The 20500-nt window shown below is 55.5% G+C and carries 16 protein-coding genes; 11 read left to right on the top strand and 5 right to left on the bottom strand.

The window, feature by feature from the left end; genetic code table 11:
* Window positions 1-24: 24 nt before the first annotated feature.
* A complete protein-coding gene (locus tag JTP09_RS02755; protein ID WP_240334019.1) occupies window positions 25-582 on the bottom strand; it encodes a DUF3515 family protein in 558 nt (185 codons plus the stop codon).
* A gap of 117 nt (window positions 583-699) precedes the next feature.
* Here JTP09_RS02755 and JTP09_RS02750 point away from each other — a divergent pair, with 117 nt between their 5' ends.
* From JTP09_RS02750 to rsmD, 5 genes are all read left to right on the top strand, one after another.
* Entirely contained in the window at window positions 700-1905 is a 1206-nt protein-coding gene (locus JTP09_RS02750; protein WP_204876790.1) for a hypothetical protein, read from the top strand.
* 41 nt (window positions 1906-1946) lie between these two features.
* Window positions 1947-2990 carry a thiamine-phosphate kinase gene (gene thiL / locus JTP09_RS02745; protein WP_204876787.1) on the top strand — a complete coding sequence of 348 codons (1044 nt, stop codon included), beginning with the start codon at window positions 1947-1949 and terminating at the stop codon, window positions 2988-2990.
* Window positions 2983-3834 carry a DAK2 domain-containing protein gene (locus JTP09_RS02740; protein WP_204876785.1) on the top strand — a complete coding sequence of 284 codons (852 nt, stop codon included), beginning with the start codon at window positions 2983-2985 and terminating at the stop codon, window positions 3832-3834. Before thiL ends, JTP09_RS02740 begins: the two co-directional genes overlap by 8 nt.
* Before the next feature lie 29 nt (window positions 3835-3863).
* Window positions 3864-6623: a DEAD/DEAH box helicase gene (locus JTP09_RS02735; protein ID WP_204876783.1), complete on the top strand. Its 2760-nt coding sequence runs from the start codon at window positions 3864-3866 to the stop codon at window positions 6621-6623.
* Window positions 6624-7062: 439 nt separating this feature from the next.
* A complete protein-coding gene (gene rsmD, locus JTP09_RS02730; RefSeq protein WP_204876781.1) occupies window positions 7063-7629 on the top strand; it encodes a 16S rRNA (guanine(966)-N(2))-methyltransferase RsmD in 567 nt (188 codons plus the stop codon).
* 97 nt (window positions 7630-7726) lie between these two features.
* On the opposite strand, the gene JTP09_RS02725 is transcribed toward rsmD, so the two are convergent.
* Window positions 7727-8308, bottom strand: coding sequence for an LURP-one-related/scramblase family protein (locus tag JTP09_RS02725; protein WP_204876779.1), 582 nt, complete (start codon window positions 8306-8308; stop codon window positions 7727-7729).
* Between the two features lie 238 nt (window positions 8309-8546).
* Here JTP09_RS02725 and coaD point away from each other — a divergent pair, with 238 nt between their 5' ends.
* The 5 genes from coaD to mutM all read left to right on the top strand — a co-directional run bounded on the left by coaD (window position 8547) and on the right by mutM (window position 11776).
* Window positions 8547-9008: a pantetheine-phosphate adenylyltransferase gene (gene coaD / locus JTP09_RS02720; RefSeq protein WP_370592476.1), complete on the top strand. Its 462-nt coding sequence runs from the start codon at window positions 8547-8549 to the stop codon at window positions 9006-9008.
* Between the two features lie 233 nt (window positions 9009-9241).
* Window positions 9242-9730 carry a DUF177 domain-containing protein gene (locus JTP09_RS02715; RefSeq protein ID WP_204876775.1) on the top strand — a complete coding sequence of 163 codons (489 nt, stop codon included), beginning with the start codon at window positions 9242-9244 and terminating at the stop codon, window positions 9728-9730.
* A gap of 25 nt (window positions 9731-9755) precedes the next feature.
* Entirely contained in the window at window positions 9756-9959 is a 204-nt protein-coding gene (gene rpmF, locus JTP09_RS02710) for a 50S ribosomal protein L32 (RefSeq protein WP_204876773.1), read from the top strand.
* A 13-nt stretch (window positions 9960-9972) separates the two neighbouring features.
* The gene (gene rnc / locus JTP09_RS02705; protein WP_204876771.1) at window positions 9973-10683 is read left to right on the top strand and encodes a ribonuclease III; all 711 of its coding nucleotides are present in this window, start codon (window positions 9973-9975) and stop codon (window positions 10681-10683) included.
* A gap of 133 nt (window positions 10684-10816) precedes the next feature.
* Complete coding sequence (mutM, locus tag JTP09_RS02700; protein ID WP_204876769.1) at window positions 10817-11776, top strand: bifunctional DNA-formamidopyrimidine glycosylase/DNA-(apurinic or apyrimidinic site) lyase; 960 nt, start codon at window positions 10817-10819, stop codon at window positions 11774-11776.
* A 72-nt stretch (window positions 11777-11848) separates the two neighbouring features.
* Here mutM and JTP09_RS02695 read toward each other — a convergent pair whose 3' ends face one another.
* The 3 genes from JTP09_RS02695 to JTP09_RS02685 all read right to left on the bottom strand — a co-directional run bounded on the left by JTP09_RS02695 (window position 11849) and on the right by JTP09_RS02685 (window position 16727).
* Window positions 11849-12913, bottom strand: coding sequence for an NAD(P)-dependent oxidoreductase (locus JTP09_RS02695; protein WP_204876767.1), 1065 nt, complete (start codon window positions 12911-12913; stop codon window positions 11849-11851).
* A complete protein-coding gene (locus tag JTP09_RS02690) occupies window positions 12913-15591 on the bottom strand; it encodes an alpha/beta fold hydrolase (protein WP_204876765.1) in 2679 nt (892 codons plus the stop codon). The genes JTP09_RS02695 and JTP09_RS02690 overlap by 1 nt, the downstream gene beginning before the upstream one ends.
* A 104-nt stretch (window positions 15592-15695) precedes the next feature.
* Entirely contained in the window at window positions 15696-16727 is a 1032-nt protein-coding gene (locus JTP09_RS02685) for a 3-oxoacyl-ACP synthase III (protein WP_204876761.1), read from the bottom strand.
* 309 nt (window positions 16728-17036) lie between these two features.
* Here JTP09_RS02685 and smc point away from each other — a divergent pair, with 309 nt between their 5' ends.
* Window positions 17037-20492: a chromosome segregation protein SMC gene (smc, locus tag JTP09_RS02680; protein ID WP_204876760.1), complete on the top strand. Its 3456-nt coding sequence runs from the start codon at window positions 17037-17039 to the stop codon at window positions 20490-20492.
* The last annotated feature ends 8 nt before the right edge of the window (window positions 20493-20500 follow it).

The following is a 20500-nucleotide window of genomic DNA, read 5'->3' as shown; positions in this document are numbered from 1 at the left end:
ATGAGGCAGCTTTTATACATTCATCTAAGAACCGGTCACATCATCAGCACTGAGACACTGTTGGGTTTGTTCAATCTGTGCAACAGCGGAGTTAAGGCTGGTGAGCAGGGTGGACGATGCAACTTCGTCGGCATTAAAAGTAACGGTGATTGCGGGGGCTCTGCCGAAGGTGGTAGCCGTCCAGGTGCCTGTAGCTGTTTGCTCAGAGGAGCGCAATGTTTCGCTCACCCCAGCATCTGCGGGGACGCTCGTGTCCTGAGGTTCAGATTCTTTAAGGGGGTTGAGAATCCAATCGACCCCATTGACTTCAGCACACGGGTCAGTCACCGGCTGCTCAATGTTCACCCCGCACTTGACAATAATTGCAGCCGGATCGCCCCAGGCTGTAGTAGCCTGCGCCGTGGTCTCGCGCTGGGTAAAACCCATCAGTTCTTGGGGCATCGCCACCATTGCTTTGGCGCAATCCGGGTGGGCGGCGTCCGGTGCTGCTGTAAGGTTCACCGGAGACGAACACGCCACCAGACAAAGAGCGGTCACACCGGTGAGTGGGAACAAACGAGAGAGAAAAGATGAAGTTGACACCCTTTCATCTTAGGCGATGACAAACGGTGCCGGTGTCGAGAAAGGGTGATGCGTGCTATTGAGTGTTCAAGAGATCAGCCGGTAAGCTAAACAACATCAATTGATGAAAGAGAGAATATGCAACGACGTTTGATCCAGTACAGCCTTCCGGTCTGGGGCGCAGTAGCAGCCCTATCACTGCCGGCAAGTGCTGCATACGGTGATGATGCCGTGATTCCCTCTCAATTTTCGGTGGGGGAATTGCTCTCTGCACCGCAGACAAATGGTGCCGCGGATTTAAGGTTTAGGGAGCTTGTCGCGCAGCCCACGGTCACCGCCGAACCCGCTGAACCTGCCGAACCGTCGCAGGTACCATCCGTTACGCAGGAGCCTATAGCACCGCCTTCATCTTCTGATACCCCTGAAGACCCCGTCGCTCCGGTTGATCCAGGGGAATCGGCAGAACCCTCACCTGACCCCTCAACACCGGCAGACCCCTCACCGAAGTCTCCTGAACCTGAGGTGCCTGATCCTGAAACGCCCGCGCCATCAGAGCCAGAGCAGCCCTCACCAGAACCTGAATCACCGGAGCCTACGCCCACGCCCGAGCAACCTGACCCGTCACCGGAGTCACCCATCATCGGTGGAGCAGCTAGCGTTGATGACTCGGGCGGTGATAATCAGGTGCCACCGGCAGATGACGAATCAGCTGAGGCACAGCCCGACGGGGAATCTGACACCGTGCAGCCCTCCAACCGAGCACCAGGGGCCGTCGATGGGTCAGATAATACGCCTTCCCTAGAGGTTCCTGGGAGAGCGCAGAATTCGACCTCTGATTCTCAAAGATCGCAGGGCGCTACGGGGAAACTCGAAGACACTTTTGCCGGACGGGGTGAAAACAGGCAGAGTTCAAGCTCTGATTTTTCATCAGCCTTGCTGGGCGAAATCGACTCTACTGAGAGGCAGTTGAGCTCCGGAGAAATCTTCGGCGTACACTTTGAGAACCCCGTAGAAGGCATTGAAGGACGCGTGCGTGCTGATGAGCCAACAGATGCAGCGATGAGCAATCTCTTGAGGATTCCTGGGGCTGAGGACTGGGTAGGCGACTACCTTCAGCACAGCACTAAAAACAAAGACAAAGTAGCAGCTGCCGGTAATAATCTTGGTGTTTCGGGTGCAGACGGGGCAAATGCTCAAGCAGGTACCGTTGAAAGCTCCGGCACTATCACCCGCGGGGTCTCCGTCATTCCCGGTGCTGGGCCGCTCTTGCTCTTTACCGGTATCGCGGTGACAATCATCTCCGTCATTGTGCGGCGGTTCGCGCAGACCAATAACGGTGACTAAAATTGTGAGGACGATTGGCTCACACGTGAAAGGGGCGGTACATGGCGCAGGTCAGTGACTTTTCGGAGCAGGAGATCATCGCGGCATTTGCCCCGCAGCTGAGCGCTCACAACCAGCGTGCCCAGGAACGGTCTCAGGTGCTAGTGACGGGACCGGGGGATGATGCTGCTGTACTTGATTTGCGCGGGGCACTGACGGTGGTTACCACCGATACCCAGACTGAGGGGCAAGATTTCAGGCTTGAATGGTCAAGCGGTGCCATCACCGGCGGATACGATGTGGGGTGGAAAGCAGCCACCCAGAACCTTGCCGATGTTGCCTCGATGGGTGCGCAACCTGCGTCCATGGTAGTTTCGCTTTCGTTGCCACCTCACACACCCCTAGAGTTCGTTACTGACTTCGCGAAAGGGCTTACGGACGCCTGCGTGGCGATGGGTGCGAGTACCTGCACTATTGCTGGGGGAGATATTGGTGGATCCACTGAAATATCGGTGACGGTTACAGCGTTGGGTACTACCTTGCACCCTGTCTATCGAAGCGGGGCGCGCCCAGGGCATATTCTTGCCGTTGCAGGGGAGCTGGGCACCGCCGCTGCTGGGTTAGAGCTTTTGGATTCCCCCCTCTCGAATCACGTCTTTGAGACAAACGCCCGTGCCTGCGTGAGCGCCCAACAGCGTCCTGTTGCACCGCTGGCAGCCGGAGTAGCTGCGGCGGGTAAAGCCAGCGCAATGATGGATATTTCTGATGGGCCGTTGCGAGATGCCGCGCGCATTGCAGCGGCTTCACAGGTGAGCCTGAATTTTTCTTCCCAGGCGTTAGAGCCTTTTATTGCACCTTTGGTTCCTGTTGCCAAGCTCTTGCAAGATACTGATGAGGCTCTTGAGCACGGAACACCTTACGAGCTAGCCCAAAAATGGGTGCTAACCGGCGGTGAAAACCACGGGTTGCTGGCTACTTTTTCGCGGGTAGATGAGATGCCTGCTGACTTTGTGCAGGTGGGCACCTGTTTTGCGTATGATAAAAATCAGCCCGTCACGGTAGACGGGGCAGTCTACGCGGGTCAGGGATGGGATCATTTTGAGTAACTGGTGGAAGACATGGCTTGAATCAGCTCAGCGCGTCATCAGCGAGCGCGAGCAGCAGCTTAACGCCATGAATGTTTTTCCTGTTCCTGATGCTGATACTGGCACTAATCTGCGCTTGACCTTGCAGGCTGCCGGTAGCGGTCATACTGCGGTGGAATCTGCCCGTGCAGCATTATTGGATGCGCGCGGTAATTCGGGGACGCTGTGGAGTATCTGGTGGTCGGCGGTAGCTGGCGAACTTACCCAGGACCGGGACGAACTACCCACCCAACAAGCCTTGGTGGAGGCCTTTCTTGCCGGTGCTTCTGCTATGCGTGAGGCACTGACAGAACCTGTTGAGGGAACCATGCTCAGCGTCGCTGATCGCCTGGCAGAGGGCACGGTCACGGATATGTCATCCGCTGTAACGGCAGCTCGGCAAGCAGTTGCTCTTACCTCTTCGCAGCTCAAAGAACTAGCCGGTACTCAGCGGGTCGATTCAGGCGCTTTGGGCTTTCTCTACGTTTTTAGTGTGCTCGCTGAACTTTATACGGGCGATTCGGTAACTGAGGAGATCGATAAAGATCATCTTTCTAGCGGCGAGATGCCACAAACAGCCTCGTCAGGGCGCGACTCATCTGCTGCCCTTGAAGTCATGGTGAGCGTGCAGGCAGACGCTACCTCCATGGCGATTGCCCGTAGCCAGCTAGCACAAATGGGCGATTCCCTCAGTGTGGCTCTCGCTGACTCATCAGCAGACCCTCTGCTCTGGGCAGTACACCTTCACACTGATGACCCCGGTGCCGTGCGCCAAGCTCTTGAATACGCAGGCACCCTGAGCAACTGGCGCACCACCGCTCTCTAAACCTGAACCACAGAAAGAACGATGTAGCCATGCTGGATGCACCCGATACCGAGGCGCTCTTCACGATTCCCGACCCCGAAGGTCCAGCCTCCTCACGTCCTGCCCGCGCCAAGCGTCCTGACAAGGGCAAAGCTGCTTCTTCGCAGAAAAAGCGAACAGCAACAGCGCGTACCCCGCGCACAGCGAAAACCACGGACGGCACCCAGCAAACCGCACCGGCTACCTCCGCCTCAACACCTGAGAAAAAAGCGCCGGTCAAGAAAACCCGCTCACAGAAAACCTCACCCCGCACACCTGCCAGCGATAACACCCGACAGCAGGTACAAAAAATCAAAGCGCAGTACAGCAGCGAAAAACGCCTAGAAAATGAGCCACTCACCACCTATTTACATCACACCACTGCCAAAAGCATCTCTACCCACATAGGCTGCAAGACAGTGGGGGAGCTGCTCGAATACTACCCGCGCAAATACCTACCCCGCGGGGAACTCACCAGTTTCGCGCAACTCATCGAAGGTCAAGACGTCACCTTGCTCGCTAAAGTGCTCAGCGTCAGCACCCGCTCTATGCAATCGCGTCGTGGATCCATCACCGAAATCGTTATCACCGACCAACTCACCGATGATGATACGACCGCATCCACCGGTGGATTTGGCGTGCAGGGCGGACGCTCCACCTTTACCCCTGGTGGCGGTGCAACCAACCCACGGGTGACAGGTAGCGCCTCTGGCTACTCCGACACCTACGGGGTCCCCAATGACGCTTTCTTTGACTTTCCACCGACTCACGCACCACTAGGGCACTGGGGCACAGGCAACTTCACCCGCAACCAATCACAGATGACCCTCAGTTTCTTCAACGCCTGGACGGCAGCACGAGAAATCCACCGCGGCGATCACGTCATGTTCTCAGGCAAGGTCGGCACCTATCGAGGTGAACTCACCCTCACCAACCCTCACTTCGCCGTACTCACTGGCGACGAAGTACCCGAACGCGCGTCCGCAGAAGCCATCGAACGCGCCAAACACCGGGCAACAGCTCCCATACCCGTCTACAAAGCACCGGCAAAACTACCTACCGACCGCATTGCTGCAGCCATCGAGCAAGTACTCGATAAAGCGCCCCTGCGCGAGCTAGAAGACCCCGTGCCCGCCTCTATTCGCCGTGCCCGCAAGATCCCCTCGCTTGCATGGACCTACCGTGCCCTTCACACTCCAGATACTGAAGAGACGTGGCGGTCAGCCCACTACTCTTTGCGGTACCGCGAAGCATTTATTCTGCAAATTGCCCTGGCACGCACCCGTGCTGCCCGCAAAGCCCACCAGACTGTTGCCCGACCCGCTCTCGAACAAGGGTATGCTCAGAAACTGCTGGAGCTATTGCCCTATGAACTGACTGTAGGTCAGCAGAAAGTAGGGTCGCAGATTGCCTCTGATTTAGCGTCTGAAATACCCATGAACAGGTTGCTGCAGGGAGATGTAGGCTCGGGAAAAACAGTGGTTGCCTTGCGTGCCATGTTGCAGGTAGCAGATAACGGCGGTCAAGCTGCCATGCTAGCGCCCACCGAAGTACTGGCTGAACAGCACTACTATTCGATTCTCGATATTTTGGGACAGCTTGCTACCAGTAAGCCGGGCACCGCTGGGGTGCGTGTAGTACTGCTTAAGGCGTCTATGCCCGCCAAAATCAAGAAACAGACCCTGCTGGAAATGGCATCGGGGCAGGCTCACATTGTGATTGGCACCCATGCCCTCTTAGCCGATGCGGTTCAGTTCGCTGATTTGGGCATGGTTGTGGTTGATGAGCAACACCGGTTTGGTGTGGAGCAGCGCGACGCTCTGCGCGGTGCTGACGGGGCACTCCCGCACCGGCTGGTCATGACAGCTACCCCTATCCCACGTACTGTGGCGATGACAGTTTTTGGTGACCTTGATACCTCGGTGCTCGATCAGCTACCTGCCGGACGCCAGAAAATTACTACCCACGTGGTTCCTCTTGCTGAGAAACCTACCTGGCGAGAGCGTCTGTGGCAGCGTGCCCGCGAAGAAGTTGATGCTGGTCACCAAGTTTACATTGTGGTTCCCAAGATCGGTGCTGGTACGGCTGATGAGATGGGCAGTGATGGGACGGGGCAGACTCTTTTAGGGGCGGATGCGCAGGAGAAATTACGTGAGCCGCTCACTTCTGTGGCGTCGATGCTTGATGAGCTTTCGACTGTTCCTGCTTTATGCGGTGTACGTATTGAGGGCTTGCACGGTCGTATGGATACGGCGGTGAAGTCTGATGTGATGCGCAGGTTCGGTGCCGGTGAGGTTGATGTGCTTGTTTCAACCACGGTTATTGAGGTGGGTGTGAACGTTCCGAATGCTACATTGATGGTGATTATGGATGCGGACCGCTTTGGTATTTCTGGGTTGCATCAGTTGCGCGGGCGTATTGGGCGTGGCTCTTTGGCGGGTACGTGTTTGTTGGTGACTAAGCAGCCGGCGGATGGGGTTTCGCGTGAGCGTCTTGCTGCGTTGGCTGCGTCGACGGATGGTTTTGAGTTGTCGAAGATTGACCTGGAGCAGCGGCGTGAGGGTGATATTTTGGGTGCGGCGCAGTCGGGGAAGAAGTCGACTTTGAAACTTTTGCGTGCTTTGACTGATGCGCCGTTGATTGAGAAAGCTCGGGAGGATGCTCAGGGGTTGGTGGATGTTGATCCGACGTTGGCGGGGTATCCGGATATTGTGCGGACGTTGGAGCGTGCTTTGGATGATGATGCCGAGGCATTTTTAGGACGCGGCTGAAAATTCCGAGCGAGCGAGGAAATAAATTTTCAGCCGCGTTAGCCGCCGCTAGTCAAGACTCACGAGAATGGCTAGAACCGGTGCTGGGACGACCTATTAGTGATGAGTGCTCGATTACTATGCGCCAGCGGAAAGAAAAAGTTAGCCGCGTTAGCCACCGCTGGGCAGCTCTTTTGAGAATGGCTAGAATCAGCGCTGGGTTGACTTATTTAATGCGCGTGTTTGATGACTACGTTCGAGCGAGGAAATAAATTTTCAGCCGCGTTAGCTGCCACTTGTTGTGTGGTGTGTGTGGGCGTGGGGTTGATGTGTTTGGTGTTTGAGTTTTTGCAGTGTGCTTACTCGCTTATAGAGTGATGACACTTTTGAGGGGCGGGCGGTTTGGGGTCTGGGTGTTGTAGATTATTGCTGTCTTGTTGTTTGACGTGAGGAGTGTTTGATGAGTCGTATTGTTGCTGGTGTTGCTGGTGGGTTGCGGTTGGCGGGTGTGGCGGGGGATAACACGCGTCCGACGACTGATCGGGTGAAGGAGGCGCTTTTTTCTCGGTTGGAGAGCTACGGTGTTGTTGAGGGCGCTCGCGTGCTTGATGTTTTTGGTGGTTCGGGTGCTTTGGCGTGTGAGGCGCTCTCGCGAGGGGCGGCGTATGCGGATGTTCTTGATGTGTATCCGAAAGCGGTGGCTACCTGTGAAAAGAACCTTGCTGCGGTGTTGAAGGCTGTGCCGGATGCAGGTGGGCGCGTACACAAGATGACTGCGCGTTCCTTTGTGGCTCACTATTTCAGTGAGCCTTTTGATCTGGTTTTCTGTGATCCGCCGTATGCGATGACTAACGAGGAGCTGTCGGAGATTCTTGAGCTACTCACTCCTCATCTAGCAGCGGGTGCTGTTGTGGTGTTGGAACGCTCTACTCGCAGCGATGACCCCCTGCCTCCGTCGGGGTTGGAGGTTTTCGCGTCCAAAAAGTATGGCGAAACGACCCTCTGGTACGTAGAACCTGCTGCGTAATCGGTCGATCATCTCAGTCTGTGGAAAGAACACCATGAGAAAAGCCGGTGGGGTAGCTATACCACGATAGCTACCCCACCGGTCTTTTTTCGCTAAATTACTTTTTGGCTTTAGCTCTGATGAGATCGAGCGCCAGCACGGTGCCGAAGATTGCTAGACGCACATCTGCCGGGGCCTGCGGATCGAGCTCAAGCTGGTATTTACTGCGACCCAGCAGTCCCTTACCCAGCCCTGCCCATGCGCGTGATACTTGCGCGGCACGGTGGTTATTGACCATCACCGCAAAATCAAAGCTAAGGGGGTTGCCCTCTAAGGTGAGGGTGAGGTTCTGCGCCATCTCAACGGTTACTTTGGTTTTGAAGAGGGTGAAGTTTTGCACCACGGACGCTAGGTGCTCACCGTTGCCTTTGTATATCTCAAAGCGGTCGCGCCCCAATGTCACCTCATCATTCACCTTGAGGTAGACCAGACCGTCGGGACCCAAAAGATCAAAATAGCGGCTGCCCATTACCATGCGGGATACTGAGTCACCCTGGGTTTTGAACTCACCGAGTACCTGGTCGTTAGCAGAAAGCAACTGGAAATCGTTGCTCATAAAACCGCTGGTCTGCTGAAAGATGAGAGAATTTTCGGTGAGTAGCGCCGGGAGGTTCTGCTGGGGATGGGGTGCTTCGGTCATGATGACACTCCTCGTTCTTGGGTGCAGGTACTAGCTACCGTCAGCGATATTCATCGCTCACGAAACATTGTATGTGTGTAGTTTACCTGATGCAGTGTGACCTCTAGCGCAAAAATAGCTAAGAGGGAACTAACCGGTGAATCATATTCTATTGGCAGGTAAAGCCTCTCAGTAATTGAGTGCTTATCAACCGCACGCGAGACCTAAAACCCTGTACCCTTATTTTATGCAGTTAGTAGTGTGCCCCGGCTCTTTTGACCCCATTCACAACGGTCACGTTGAAATTATTACCCGCGCCGCCAAAACCTATGGTTCTGTGCTGGTGGCGGTTGCTCACAACTCTAAAAAGAACTACCGGTTCTCTTTGGACGAGAGGGTTCAGATGGTGCGCGATACCTTTGAGTACCTTGATGGGGTAACAGTGGAGGCGCTGCCACCAGATGTTCTTCTCGCTGACTTTGTGCGTTCCAAGGGCTCAAGTCTCATGGTCAAGGGGTTACGCAACGTCGCGGATTTTGAGTACGAAGCACCGATGGCATCTATGAACCGCCATATCTCAGGGGTTGAAACCTCCTTTGTGGTGGGTGACCCCAAGTGGACTCACCTTTCATCGACCATTGTTAAAGAGATCGCTTTCTACAAGGGGGACGTAACAGCTTTCGTGCCACGCTCGGTGCAAAAAGCCTTCGGGCAACTCTGAAATCAGCCCCGCCGCGTCCGCTCACATCACAATCACCATACGCTCGCAGTGAGCTTAAACCCACAGTTCACCGCATTGATTGATAAGGTTTAACGTGGAATGCTTGTACTACCTGCAATTTGCATCTAAAATTGTAGGTTGGTTCTAAAATTCGTCAGGAGTTCGTCATTTCACGAAAAAATTCATCGCCCCTGGAGATCTCGGTGCGAGAGCTGAGTCATCGACCGGGAGCTATGGAAACGCTCGATGAAGTAGTTCCAGCGCCAAAAGATTTTGGTAATGCTCTCATTGGGGCGGAAGAAGGCAGCGACATCAATCTTGATGTTCGCCTTGAATCCGTTGTAGATGGTATTCTGGTAAGCGGTGTTGCCACCGTGGATGTACACGGTGAGTGTAGCCGATGCCTTGATTCAATCGACTATGAAGTATCTGCCGATGTTCAAGAGCTCTTTGTCTTCGAGAAGGCACCCGCTGGTGGCCCCGAAGATGAAATTGATGAACAGTACGCTGTAGAGGACGATTCAATCGACCTTGAGCCTGTACTGCGGGACGCAGTGATTCTTCAGCTGCCGTTCCAGCCCGTTTGTCGGGAAAACTGCTTGGGCTTGTGCTCTGAGTGCGGATTACGCCTCGAAGATGACCCCGAGCATCACCATGAGGTGCTTGATTCTCGTTGGAACGCCCTAGCCGGGTTGTTCGACGAGAAGACTAAGAACTTATAAGTTATTTAAGAGAAAAGAGATAGCTGTGGCTGTTCCCAAGCGGAAAATGTCCCGTGCTAACACCCGCGCACGTCGTTCACAGTGGAAGGCATCAGTGCCTCAGCTGGTAAAGACCATCGAAAACGGTCGCGTAACCTACAGCCTGCCTCACCAGGCTAAGGTTGTTACCGATTCAACCGGTAACGCACTGTTCTACGAGTACAAGGGCCGCAAGGTCGCTGACGCCTAATTCTTAAGCGTCAATGACTGACTCTGTACATAGAGCTTTTTTGCAACGTCTCGGCGTCGATATCGACGCCGAGACGTTTGTGCTTGCGCTGACACACCGCTCATATTCTTTTGAGAACAACGGTGTGCCCCATAATGAGCGCCTGGAGTTTTTGGGCGACTCTGTTCTTTCACTGGCTGTAGCTGAAGAGCTGTACCGTCGTCTGCCCGATGTTCCTGAGCGTGAGTTGGTATCGCGTCACCATGCTGTGGTGTCTACTCGTACTCTGGCGCAGATTGCCCGTTCACTCGGTTTGGGTGAGCACATTCTTTTGGGCAAGGGTGAGAAACAAAGCGGCGGCGCGAATAAAGATTCTATTCTCGCTGATACACTCGAAGCGATTTTTGGTGCTGTGTATATGCACCAAGGACGTGAAGCGGCACGTGATTTAGTCTTGCGTTTGACCGGCAATTTGTTGGAGGACGAGCAGGTTTTGGGTGCCGGTGCCGACTGGAAAACATCTGTTCAGGAGCTGGTGGCTCACCAGGGGCTGGGAGAGCCCAGTTACCGGGTTGATGGTGTTGGCCCCGACCACGAGCGTCGTTATACTGCGGTTTTGGTAGTTGCTGGCGAAGACATCGTTGCTAGCGGCGGTGAAAGCAGCAATAAAAAAGAAGCTGAGCGAGAAGCTGCCCACCGTGGTTTTGAGATTCTCAAACAGCGCTTTGGAATCAACCAATCCTAAAAGTTGCAAGGCAATGACACCAGCCAACAGAAGCGTGGCGGGTTCTGAGAAAGAGAGCCTGCTGCGCTTTTGTTGTATCTTGAAGAAGAACTTATGGTAGCGATCATCAAGAGAAAAGATAGGTGGGTTTGTCATGCCTGAATTACCCGAAGTTGAGACGGTGCGTGCCGGGGTCGCTCATCATCTGCTGGGTGCCTGCATCGAGTCTGTGACGGTACACGATGCCCGTTCTGTGAGACGTCATACCGGTGGCTCTGTTGATTTTGTTCGCGTGTTGGAGGGAACCTTCATTGTGGATGTTGCCCGCCGTGGCAAGTACCTGTGGCTGCTCTTGGCAGAATCAGCGCAGGGGGACGCGCGTGCCCTGCCCGGGTTGGTGGTGCATCTGGGAATGAGCGGTCAGTTGCTCATTAAAGATTCAACTTTTGCTCCCGATAAGCATCTGAAAATTACTCTGGATGTGCTGTTACCTGATGGGGCAGCGATGCAGCTTCGGTTTGTGGATCAGAGAATCTTCGGTGGCATGTTTCTTGATGAATTAGAACCCACTACCGACGTGGAGGGTACCTTGATTCCTGCTGCGTCGCGGTCTGAGCAGCAGCTACCGGTGATTCCGCGGGCGGTTGCTCATATTGCTCGTGATCCGCTGGATTCTCATTTTTCTTACGCTGAGGTGCGTTCTCGAATGCTGCGTACTTCTTCTGGTGTGAAAAGGTTACTGCTGGATCAATCGGTGATTTCGGGGGTGGGCAATATTTATGCTGATGAGGCGCTGTGGCGGGCGAAGCTACACTATAACAAGCCCGCTAAAACGCTCACCGCCGCGCAGACTCGTGAACTTTTGGACGCAGTGACCGAGGTTATGCAGGCAGCATTGGTCGCCGGTGGCACCTCTTTTGATGCTCTCTATGTGAATGTGAACGGTCAGTCCGGTTATTTTGACCGGTCGCTCAACGCCTATGGTCAGGCGGGTAAGCCCTGTAGCCGCTGCCTTGAATCTGGGCGAACATCGATCATTGTGCGAGAACCTTTTATGAACCGCAGCTCCTACCGCTGCCCCCACTGTCAGCGCACCCCGCGACAACCACGATAGTGCCCTCCAGTTATAGAGAGAACAGGAGCACCACCGCCATGGAGGCGGTGCTCTTGCACTTTAATACTTGATTTATGCGCTGTAGCGCCCTCGATAAAAGCTGCGCAGGCGCTCGTAGCCCTCTTCAATAGAAACAGCGGGATCCCACTGTAAAAGTTCGCGGGTGGTGCGCTGGTCAAACCAGTGGGCGGTCGATAGCTGCTCAGCCAAGAAGGCGGTCATGGGCGGCTCGTCCTCGCCGGGCTTAACCTCCCAGACCTTCTCAATAACCCAACCGGCAGCATAGGCTGCCTTAGCGGGCACCGAGCGCTGAGGTGCAGGCACACCTGCCGCATGAGTAAAACCCGCCAGAATCTCAGCAACAGTGCGCGGCTGACCATTGGTGACAACCAACGGCTGACCGTGAATATGCTCAAGACGCTGGTAGGCGGCAAGAACAGCGTCCACCGCGTTGTCAATATAGAGTGTGTCTATCAGGGCTGTACCACCGCTAAGTAACGGCAAACGACCGGCGGCGGAGCGCTCAATTAACCGCTCCACCAGCTGGGTATCACCGGGGCCCCAGATCAGATGCGGACGCAAAACACCGACCCGGAAGTCATCGGCATCAGCCTCTAGAGCCAGTTTTTCGGCGTACGCCTTAGAACGGGCATAATTACCCCGGGCGTGATCAGGGTCAGCTGGAGTGTTACCCTCACCTACCAGCGAAGAACCTGCGTGCGCCACCGACGGTGAAGAAATGTACACAAACTTCTCAACGCCGTGGTTTTTAGCGGTCTCTAAAAGGGTGCGGGTACCAATAACATTGGCTTCCAGGTACTGATCCCACTGACCAGAAACCGAAACCTTCGCCGCGATGTGAATAACACCATCAACATCTGCCATTGCCTGATCAACAGCATGAAAATCAGAAACCGAACCGCGCACCTGGCTCAAACGCTCGCGCACCGACTTAGGCAGCAAAGCAGCCAAGCCCGCGTCCGAACGCTGGAAAACACGCACTTCAAAACCCTCGCGCAAGAGCTTCAGAGCCACCTCGCGTCCGAGCATACCGGACGCGCCGGTCACGAGTACCCGCTCGCTACGAGCGTCAGCAAAAGAATCTTCGGTGAGTGAATGCAAAGAAATAACAGACATTATGCGAGCTTCGCTTTCTTGCCGCTGAGAATTTTATCTGCCCACTGAGCCAACAGGGGGCGATCAATCTTAGAATTGTGGCGAACATCGGTGGGGTGTTCATCCACGACCAAAACCGCTGCGAGATCAACACCGGTATGCTCAGCTACTGCCGAGCGCACCTGCTGAGTCAGATCAAAAGGTGCCTGACCTGCGGGCATCTTTTCGTGCGTCTCAACCACTGCCACGGGAGTTGCCGTCCCCGAAGGTCCCACTGCCACTACAGCAGCACGCTTGATACCTGCCACCGTTTCAGCAGCAAGCTCAGCAGCTACCGGGGTGAGTACCCCCTGCCCGGTAACCATAACGTGGGCTAGACGACCCTCAACCCACAGACGGCCCTCAGCATCGAAGTGCCCCACATCGCCAGTGCGATGCCAGCCCGGGTTCTGAATGGAAGTTTCCTCCGTCACCCAGAGAGTGTCGTAGCGGTCTTTGACGTGCGGGGCGCTGACCACAATCTCACCGGTTATGCCCGGCTCCTCGGTTAGCTCTGCTGCGGGCACACCGTGCGCATTAAGGGGAGCGAGACGAACCTGGGCACCGTAGACAGCAGTACCTACGCAGACGCCGTTACCGGCACCAACCATGGGAGTAGTGTGCAGCTCGTTCTCGCCGTCATCGTGGGCAGCCAAAATAGTTTCAAAGCTGACATCGGTAATGGGCAGAGCCTCAGTCATGCCGTAGGGGGTGTGAAGTGAAGCCGAGGGCAGTAGCTGCTGTACTTTCTCCAGCAACGGCAGCGGAATAGGCGCACCTGCCGAGAGCAACAGATTCACCGAGGAGAGTCCCTGACGCTGGGCGGCGGTCAGCTCATCGGCTGTTGCCACCACATTTACGAGAGCTGCAGGGGAGGCAAAAATGGCGGTTGCATCAATGGCCGCGGCAGCGGACGCCAGCGCCGAAGCCGAGAGGGTCTTGGGCTTGGTGACATCCATCTTGGGGGTGACCGAGGTGCATCCTAGACCGGGGCCCAGCAGAGCAAAAGGCGCGAACCCGGCAACCAAACCGGTACCAGCTTTTAGACCGTAGGTGTTTTTAATAGCATCGCGCATACCAGCCATTTGACGGTGGGTGTAAACAACGCCCTTGGCCGGGCCTGTCGAACCGGAGGTGTAGAGCACCGCAGCATCAGCATCGGGGTCAGCTTCTTCTACCTCGAAGAGTGAAACGGGCGCGAAATCTGCTATTGAACCCAGGGCACCAAGAGCCTTCAGAGCGGGTGCAGGCAGGGCGTCCGCACTGATGCGAGCACCGGGCCAGCCCAGAGTTTTTGCTGCAAGAAGAGCAGTTTTAATACCGACGATAAAATCGGGTTGGGCGCCCTTGAGGGCACGAGTTAGACCCTTGGCACCCAAACCGGTGTCTGCAACGACCACGACAGCACCAATTTTGAGGCAAGCGTACAGTATCGCAGTGAGGCGTGAACCCGGAGGCACCATGAGGTTGATGCGGTCTCCGCGCTTGACACCCAGCTGGCTCAGACCGGCAGCTAGGCGGTTTACCTCTGCTGCCAACTGCGCCCAGCTCTTTTGAGCAATCACTTCAGTACCATCGCCTCCCATATCAACCACGGCAAGGCTGGAATCGTTACTGCGAGCGGTAATCTCGCTGAGCATTGATAGGTAGTTGGCAGAACCGTGCAAGGACGCGCGTGCTTGGGTGTGCGCCTGGCGGTGGGTTTGTTCATCGACAAAGTGCTGGGTTAACCAGCTCATGATGGGGGAGGCGATATCTTCGTCCTCAGCCACCAGGTGAGATGCGTTCTCGTAGCGGTGTACCTGGGCGTGAGGCATACGGCGTATCAGATCCATCATGTACTTGCGCTGGAAGACCGGGTCCTTAGTGCCCCATTGGAAGAAAGCAGGAACGTCCAGAGTTTTAATACCCTCAGCGATCTTCACCATAAAGGGGTGTGACTTGGTGCCGGGATTAAAGGGAATATCACCCACGAAATGCTGGATGGCGGCGCGCCTGGATTCGGTGCGGTAGGGGGCACGGTAGGTGGCGCGTACGTCCTTGGGTAATCCTCCCTGGGTAAGACCCAGCGTGACGTCCAAGAAAGCGGTGGTCTTTGAGGTACCGAAGGGATGGAACTTGGGTGCCAAGGCTAGACGCAGGGCAGCGGGCAGTTTTTCGCGGTAGTCGTGGAAGACTCCGGTGTTGGTGAGCATGACACCGCGCACCAGATGACGGTGAGCCAAAACCCAGCCCAAAGAGATGAGACCGCCCCAGTCGTGGGCGAGGGTAACTACCGGCAATTGAGTATCATCAAGACCAACAGCGGCGGTGAAGTCTCCTAAATCAGCCAGACGATCTTCAAGCGAACGCACCAAGCCTGTGCGTTCTGAAAAGCCCATATCAATCTGGTCAACGGCAATAACGCGCCAGGGACGCTCAGCGTCGGTTGCCGCGGCGATGACGCTACGCCACAGATATGACCAGGTAGGGTTACCGTGAACGCACAGAATCGTGCCTACATACTCTCGACCCTCTAGGGCATCAATGTTATCGAGGTAGTGCCAGGTGCGTGAAGTGCCAGCAGCCTCAACGGGCGCGGTTGATTCAACGGTGAGAGTTTTTGACCAGAGAGGGTTTATTCCGGGCCAGTATGAAGCATCAAAGGGAATCTGTGCCATCAGCAACTACTTTCAAACTATCAATGGAACGTCAAACGTGACCTTCAATGCCTGGGGCGCAGGCAATGGGCAGCGTTCTGAGCTAAAAATGGGGGGGGGGGAGCTTACCAAATAATTTCGGTGAGCGCGGTGTTCAGACCGGAGCCTACACCCAGGCAAAGAATGCGGTCACCCTTTGAGTAGGTGGGTGCCTGCTGTGCGAGAGTCATGGGCAGAGCTGCTGATGCCACGTTGCCCCAGGTGGGGAAGGTCAGCGGCAGCTTCTCTCGGTCAAGGTCGACAGCCTCAATAATGGCGTTAGTGTGGGCGTTAGAGACCTGGTGGGTCACAATTGAATCCATGTTTGACCAGTCCCAGCCTTCATTCTGAGCTTCGCGCCATGCTTCGGCAACCAGCTGCAGACCGTGCTTGAGCAGACCTGCTGCATCCGTTTGCATGCCCTGGTCAGCTTCGCCACCGATGCACAGGTTGCGGTGCTCGGTGCCCGCGCGTGAAACGGTGCCCACAATCTTGTGACCTTCAGGATGCGCGTTGCTGGGACCGATAACGGCAGCAGCGGCACCAGAACCCAGGGTGAGGGTGGCGAACTGCGCCAAAACGTCATCGCGGGTGGTATCGGGCTTGCTCAGAATACGCATGGCGGTGCGGTGCCAGGGCGAGGGATCTTCGGCAGCAACAATCAGCGCGTACTTAACAGAACCGGCATCAATCATGGATGAGGCGACGGTCATTGCGTTTACAAAACCAAGACAAGCGTTGGTGATATCGAAATCTAGAGCATGGCGCGGTAGATCGAGGCGGTCGTGAATACCAACAGCTACAGCGGGTTCGAGGTTGTCACGGGTAACAGAAGCGTTGATAATCAGACCAATCTGATCTTTAGTAACACCTGACTCTGCGATAGCTTTTTCAGCAGCCGCCACAGCGCCGTCTTCAAAATGCACACCATCAGCCCACGCACGTCGTTCTTTGATGCCTGCCAAACGCTCTAGAAGACCTTTGGGCAGACCCAAGCGCTTGTAAGTATCTGAGAGCTGGTCTTCAAAGAAAGAAGAGGGAACGACCTCGGTGGGAATCTCGTGAGCAATTGCTAGTAACGAAGCATTCGAGTGGCGGATATCGGAATTCTGAGTCAAGGGGCTACGCTTTCGTACCGTGAGCTGGGGGTTTCTGTAGATAAACCTGCAGAAACGATGGCGGGGTGCATTTATCAAAAAAATGCATAAGTAGCTATTAGTTTAGTTCCCTTTGACCCTCAGCGTACGGATTTCACCCTCGGGGCAATATCACAGGGCGTTTTGTGTACTCGCACTTGCAGAAAGTCTCGGTGGGGTGTCTGTGCGGTAGTATTGCCTGCCACCTGCGGTACGGTTAAGGGGCAGTTTTCTTCTGCAGTTCTCATCAAATATTCTGATTCCTCGTGAAAGTTAGAGGCCTGAGCTAGTATGCATGTGCGTTCTGTGACCATTCGCGGTTTTAAATCTTTTGCTTCGGCTACTACTTTTGAGTTTGACCGTGGGCTGACGGCTGTGGTGGGTCCGAATGGATCGGGCAAGTCGAATGTAGTGGACGCGCTGAGCTGGGTGATGGGCGAGCAGGGCAGTAAATCGTTGCGCGGCGGCACCATGCAGGACGTTATTTTTGCCGGCTCTGGTGAAAGAGCGGCGCTGGGTCGTGCCCAAGTGGTGCTAACCCTCGATAATTCTGATGCTAGCTTGGAGTTGCCCACCGACGAGGTAACAATCAGTCGCACGATGTTTCGATCGGGCGGGTCTGAATACGAGATTAATGGTTCGCCCGTCCGGCTGGCGGATGTTCAGGAACTCTTGGCGCGCGCTGGCATCGGTAAACACATGCATACCGTGGTGGGGCAGGGGCAGCTGGAACGCTTTCTGACTGCCAGCCCCGATGAGCGTCGTACCCTGATTGAAGAGGCAGCGGGCATTACAGTTTATCGTCGCCGACAAGATCAAACCGCTCGCCGGTTGGATTCGATGCGAGAGAACCTCACCCGCGTTGAAGACTTGACCCGTGAGCTTGAAACCCAGTTAGAACCCTTGGGGGAGCAAGCAGAAGCAGCCCGTGCAGCCGGTGAAGTGCAGGCGCAGATTCGCGCCACTCAGCGGCAGTTACTGACTGTTCAAGCCCAGAATCTTCAACAGCAGGTACTCAACGCGCGCACCGCCTTATCGGCATCGGGGCAGGAGCATGAGGCGGCGGCTAAAACAATTGAGTCCTTGCAGAGCCAAGACAGTGAGATTTCCCAGCACATTGTTGATACCCAGCGGCAAATAACCGCTACTGAATCGCGAGTACACACCTACCGGGGGCTTCACCACCAGGTGCAAGCAACCCAAGCACTCGCTCACGAACGCAGCCAACAGCGTGCTTTTGAAAGTGAGCCTTACGAACACGCCGTCAATCGTGCTACAGCTCTTTACACGCTGACTACTAGCGAGAACCTTGAAGCGTCATGGGCTAGCCATGACGCCCGCGAACGCTTGGAAACCGCACGCATCATCACCGCTCTTGCCGAGACAGAGCAGGTAACTGCCCAGCAGCGTGTGGACACCGCCCACACCGCGGCTAAAGAAGAGGCAGCCGCCCGTTCGCGTGCTTTAGAGCAGGTTGCGGCTGCACACGCCCGCACTGTTCGCGCCGCCGATGAACTTCAGGAGCGCCAGCGAGAGTTATCTGATGTGCAAGAACTCATCACGCACGGCGATCACACCCTGTCGCAGCAGCGTGAAGCCCACCGGGCACTGAAGGTAGAACTAGCTGAAGCTCAACAGGCAGCTGAAGACGCGCGGATTGCCAGGACGCGCGCAGCAGAAGAAGTCACTGACTGCGCCGCCCAGCAGGCACGCATCCATCAGCACCATGTTGCTCTCACAGCAGAAATCAATACCCTGCAACGCACCGTTGGTTCCCGTAGCCAAGCAGCCAATGCGCCTGAATCCTACTCACAGCTGTACACCGAATACACGGTGGAACCGGGATGGGAGCCAGCCCTCGCCGCAGCACTTCACGGCGCTGACGAAGCCTGGTTAGCTCCCGATACACGCCTTCAACCTGATGAAGAACACCTCTCGCAGGTGTACCTGCCCATCGACCTATCTACAGCTGATAACTCAACGCCTCCGCCTGCTGAGTTTCAGCCCCTGCTTCAACTGGTGACAGCCAACCAGCGCGTCCGACCGATGCTCGAAGCAGCTTTAGCCCACACCTACGCTGTAGCAACAGTTGAAGAAGGACTCGAACTCGTCACACAGCGCCCACACACGCTCGCCTATACACCAGAAGGAACACGAATTAGCCGCTGGTCAGTGCTCTATACCCACCAAACAACCAGCCTCACCGAACTCTCAGCGGCTCTTTCTTCCGCGCGTGCCCAGCACGAAGAATTGCAGCACAAAATCACTGCCGCAGAAGAAAAGCAAAAACAACTGGTAGCGCGCAAGCAAGAGGCGGTAAAAGCCGAGAAAAAGTCTGCACATACCGTGGGTGTTCTTACCACCCGCGTCCACGAATCAGAACGCGCCATCTCTGGTGCTAAAGCGCGTCTTGAAACACTGGACCAAGAGCTCACCCGCCACACCCACCGGGTCAAAACAGCCACCGAGAGGCACAGGGCAGCTGAAGAAAAACTGACCGCCGCCCGTGCCCAGCTCGACGCGCCTAACAACTCATCACCTGCTGAAATCGAGCACTTAGAACACGCCCTAATGACAGCTCGCACCCGCGCAACCCGCGCGTCAGCAGCCCTCTCTGCCGCCTCCGCCAGATACGATGCCACCAGCACCTCAGCCCAACTCAGCGCTACCCGCCGCGACGATGCCCGCCAGAACCTGCACACAGCCCAGCAACAATTAGCGGACGCGCTCGCCCAGTACCAGGGCAACCAACGGCTAAGGACACAAGCAGCAGAGACCTTGGCGAAAACTGAAGTGATGACCCGCGTCCTCGAAAAAGCCCGCGCCCACGAAACCCATCATCTTGAACAGCTTCGCGCTCGCAGTGAAAAACTTGCTGTGCAGCGTGAAGATATCACCTCACAGCTGACCATTGCCCGTGCCCACCAGCAGGCACATGACACCGAGAAAAACCAACGCTCAATCCGCTTGGCAAAGCTCGAAACCGCTCTGGACGAATTAGCGAGGCGTGTTTATGAGACGCTTGCTCTTGAGATCAGTCAGCTCTTGCAGGATTCTCCGGTAGAAAACGATGAAATGCAGCTAGCGACCGATCTTGAAAAGCTCAACTCCCAGCTTGAAAAGATGGGGGTCACTAACCCGCTGGCACTTGAAGAGTACACGGCGCTGAGTGAACGCCACCGTTATCTTACGGACCAGCTGAGCGATTTGAAAGCGTCGCGGTCTGATTTGCGTTCCATTATGAAAGATGTGAACACCCACATTACCGATGCTTTTATGAGCGCCTTTAAGGATGTCAGCGCCGCCTTCACCGATGCCTTTTCAGCTCTTTTCCCAGGCGGCGAAGGAACCCTGGTGCTCACAGACCCCGCGGATGCCCTTAACACCGGGGTAGAGGTACACGCGCGTCCAGCCGGCAAAAAGGTCAAGCGACTTTCCCTCCTTTCGGGTGGTGAGCGATCACTTGCGTCACTGGCATTCGCAGTGGCGCTGTTCAAGGCGCGCCCGGCACCTTTTTATGTGCTGGATGAGGTTGAAGCTACCCTCGATGACCGTAACTTGGGGAGGGTGCTGGAGGTTATAGATGACTTGGCAGAACAATCCCAGGTATTGATGATTACCCATAAAACTCGTTCTATGGAGGCAGCTAACTCCCTCTACGGTGTGAGTATGCGCGAGGGCGTATCACGCGTGGTGAGCCAGAATGTTGATCGTATTCGCCAGTTGCTCAACAGCGCTGGAGCGTAGCCACAAAA

The organism is Rothia sp. ZJ1223, assembly GCF_016900985.1.
Taxonomy (GTDB): Bacteria; Actinomycetota; Actinomycetes; order Actinomycetales; family Micrococcaceae; genus Rothia.
Note: the sequence above shows the minus strand (reverse complement) of the source record. Positions and strands in the feature narration are given on the sequence as shown.